The sequence below is a fragment of the Streptomyces sp. NRRL F-2664 genome (assembly GCF_000719345.1).
Lineage (GTDB): Bacteria > Actinomycetota > Actinomycetes > Streptomycetales > Streptomycetaceae > Streptomyces.
Map to the genome: position 1 here is coordinate 1 of NZ_JOFX01000138.1, position 3165 is coordinate 3165.

Genomic DNA, 3165 nt, shown 5'->3' on the forward strand with positions numbered 1-3165 from the left:
GTCATACGACAGAGCCAGCCCGAACCCCGCCTCCCCACGCCCCGCCGTCGCCAGGAGCGGCACCTCCAGGGAGTAGCGGCCGGTCCGCGCATCCACCGCGCCGCCGGCCTCCTCACCCGGCGCAAACACACCCGACACGATGCCCTCCGCTCCCGGAAGGGACACCGCTGCAGCTGGGGCCTGGGTGCGGGTACCGGCAGCGAACGCTGCACTCGCGCTTTCTGCGACAAGGGATCCGGCGGCGGCCAGGGCCACCAGCCCCGCCACACCACCCCGGCGGACACGGCAGGCGGCAGAAGACGGAGGAAGAGACGGCGAAGACGGCACAGAAGAACCCCTGGAAAATGGCGCACATATGTTGCAGGTATCCGGCCCAGGAGACCAGAGTTCCGGGCGGCTGTTCTCCCCCGAACAGCTCCTTAATTGATACTGTCACGTTATCGGCGGTGGGATGATCTCGGACTGTCCGTCTGGGGAGGGGTTCGTTCGGTGTCGTTGAGCACGCCGTCGTACGCGAATCACTGCTACCCGGCCGGGTGAGGCTTCCCCCTGATCGCGGACACCTGGAAACTGGGACGCGAGGCGGTTTCCGCGGGTCGTTGCGAATCAGCAGTAGGCCAGGTCTCGTGACCAGCGTCTCATGGCCTCGGCCGGTGTTCGTATCTCCGGGAGGCCGCGTGAAGGCGCCCCAGGTGACGGTCAGGGCCGAGGCCGACGGCGTGTGCGTCGTCTGCTCCAGCGAGTTCGACCTGGACGCCACCGCACTACTGGTCGACGCCTGCAACACCGGTCCCACGCCGGACAGCCCCCTCGTCATGGACGTCCGGCAGGTCACGTTCGGCGACTCCAGCTTCCTCAACGTCCTCATCCGGCTCCGCACCGCCCACCCCCTGGTCCTCCAGCCCCCGCTACCCAACCAGCTGCAATGCTGGAGCTGACCGGCGCCCTGGCCCTGTTCGACATCCGCGACACCACCGGCTATGCCGGCTGAACCTGCCGCGGCGGACAGCGGCCGGAATCTCTGGCAGCGCCTGGGGCAGTCGCTCCATATAAGGGCCGGCCGAGGACGACGGGTCTCCCGGCCGGCCTGAGCGGTGCAAAGGCCCGGGAGATCACCCACCGTGTCCTCGCCGAGCACGCCGCACTGCCGGTCCTGGTCGATGATGTGCTGACCGTGGCGGGCGAACTCGTCTCCAACGCCCCATCCGCCACGCCGGCGGGAGTCACCGGCTTCCGCGTCACCGTCCGGGCCGGCCAGGTCATCGTCGAGTGTCGACGGCTCGACCCTCCCGCCGCACCTGCGGCCGCCCTCCCCCGCCACACCCGGGCGGTTCGGCTGGCGCGTCGTGAAAACCCTCGCCCCCGGCACCTTCATCCGCTTCCACCGCACCGGCAACCCTCCGTTCTGCGCCCGCCGGGCCGCCCTGCCCGGCTCGCACAAGGACTGGCAGGGGCCCGTAGCGCACGTAGGGGCGCCCGCATTTGGCACATGGTCCGGTCTGGCTCGCGCCCAGGTGGCGGGCTGCGGACGACCGGCGGCGGAGGTGGGGGAAGGAAGTCATGGCGCGCTCCCAGAGGATGCCGCAGGCCATGCCTGCGTGCACCATGCAGCAATCGCCTCATCGCACTCAACTGCCCGCACTCCGGGGACCCTGCCATGGCCAGCTGGGGCGGTCCAGCAGCCGCCACACCCGGAGATCCCGTATGCGACCTTGAACCGATCCCCGGTCAGCACCCCTGCCCGCGCCAGCGTCCGCCGTGGGTTCCCGCCTGCACGCCGCGGGGCCGGCACGCAGGGAACCCTCCAGTTACCGCTCCCGCTCCTGCTCCGCGCCCCAGATACGAGCTGCCGCCCGGCCCCCTGGGCACCAGCGCCTGACGGCCGCCCTCCGCCCGGGCCCGACGCCACAGGCTGACCGCCTGTGGCGTCGGGCCCGGGCACCTGAGCGGCCGTGCAGCCCTGCTCTGCCGCACCCCCTGTTCGGATAGTGCCGCCGCTTCAGCAACTGGGCTCAACAACCTACGAGATCGAACTCCCGTACACCCGGTATGCCGAACATGGCCAGATCATCAAACGCGGGACGATCTCGCTACAGGACAGCGACCTGCGGCCACCCCGGTGAGTTTTCCAATCGCGCAGCGGAGTCAAACGCGATGTTAAGGATCAGCAGTACCCGACTCGACTGCGACGCCCTATTCGGCGTCGGCTTCGACCATCCAATTAAGGCCGAGTTCTTTGTTTACGTCATCGCGCGTACGCTTGAAGGAGGTAAATGCAGCTTCGCTGCGGTATGCGTGGGCCTCTTGTCGCATGAATACGTCAAGCCGAGATATCAGGCGCATCAAGTACTGGTTGGATTTGTATTTTTCTTCAGCAGAATCGATCATGTCGGGATACCAACCGGCCGCCTCGTTCTGTATTCCCTTGGTCGCATCCTTGGAACGTTCATAGGAGTAATTCAAAGCGACCTGATCGAAGTCTCCCTCAGGCCCAGAGCGCCCAGAGCCCCTATTTTTCACGGATTCCACGAAGGCGAGATGGTCGCGCATCGGCTGGTACTCGACGTAGGTTCGGTGTATTATTCCGGTGAATTCCTGCCATTTCCCTGCCATGTACGCTTGGCCCTCTATGCTTTGCTCTGCCAAGGGTGTGAGGGGAATGTAATATTCTGTCCCGGCCAGCTCCTGATGCTGTTTGTGCAGTTCCACAAGGCGGTGCGAGGCGTTGATATTTCCATTTGCGATAATTCCTTCAATTTCGCCTGTAATGGCTGCGGATCTTTGGTGGAGGGCTTGGTGGACCTGGGCCCTGCCTGCTTTTGCAGCGGCGTCGGTGGCCTCGGCGGCCTTCCTTGCCTGTTTATGCAAGGGGCTTTCACGATTCGCCTCGCGTGCAGTGTTCGCGGCCGCTTTGTTCTTTGCCTGCTGTTTAGCCTGCTTATGCTTGCGGAGTCTGAAGGGGAGGTTTCCGGTGGGGTCGGTGTATTCGGCGGGGTTGGCTGCGTAGGCTTGGTATTTGTTGAGGGGGGTGGGGTGGGGGTCGCGGGTGGTGAAGCGGCCGGTTGCGCGGTGGTAGAGGCGTGCGGGGGTGTAGTCGGTGCCGTTTTCGGTGTTGGTGTATTCGCCGCCGAAGCGGAAGGGGTTGGCGGCGGGGTCGGCGGCGCG

General features: G+C 66.0%; 2 protein-coding genes. One reads left to right on the top strand and one right to left on the bottom strand.

The features are described from left to right. Positions 1 to 677 precede the first annotated feature (677 nt). Positions 678 to 938: a hypothetical protein gene (locus IF89_RS0134660; RefSeq protein WP_030776801.1), complete on the top strand. Its 261-nt coding sequence runs from the start codon at positions 678 to 680 to the stop codon at positions 936 to 938. 1255 nt (positions 939 to 2193) lie between these two features. On the opposite strand, the gene IF89_RS43625 is transcribed toward IF89_RS0134660, so the two are convergent. Then, a partial coding sequence (locus tag IF89_RS43625; protein WP_158718096.1) for an RHS repeat-associated core domain-containing protein occupies positions 2194 to 3165 on the bottom strand: 972 nt, incomplete at its 5' end.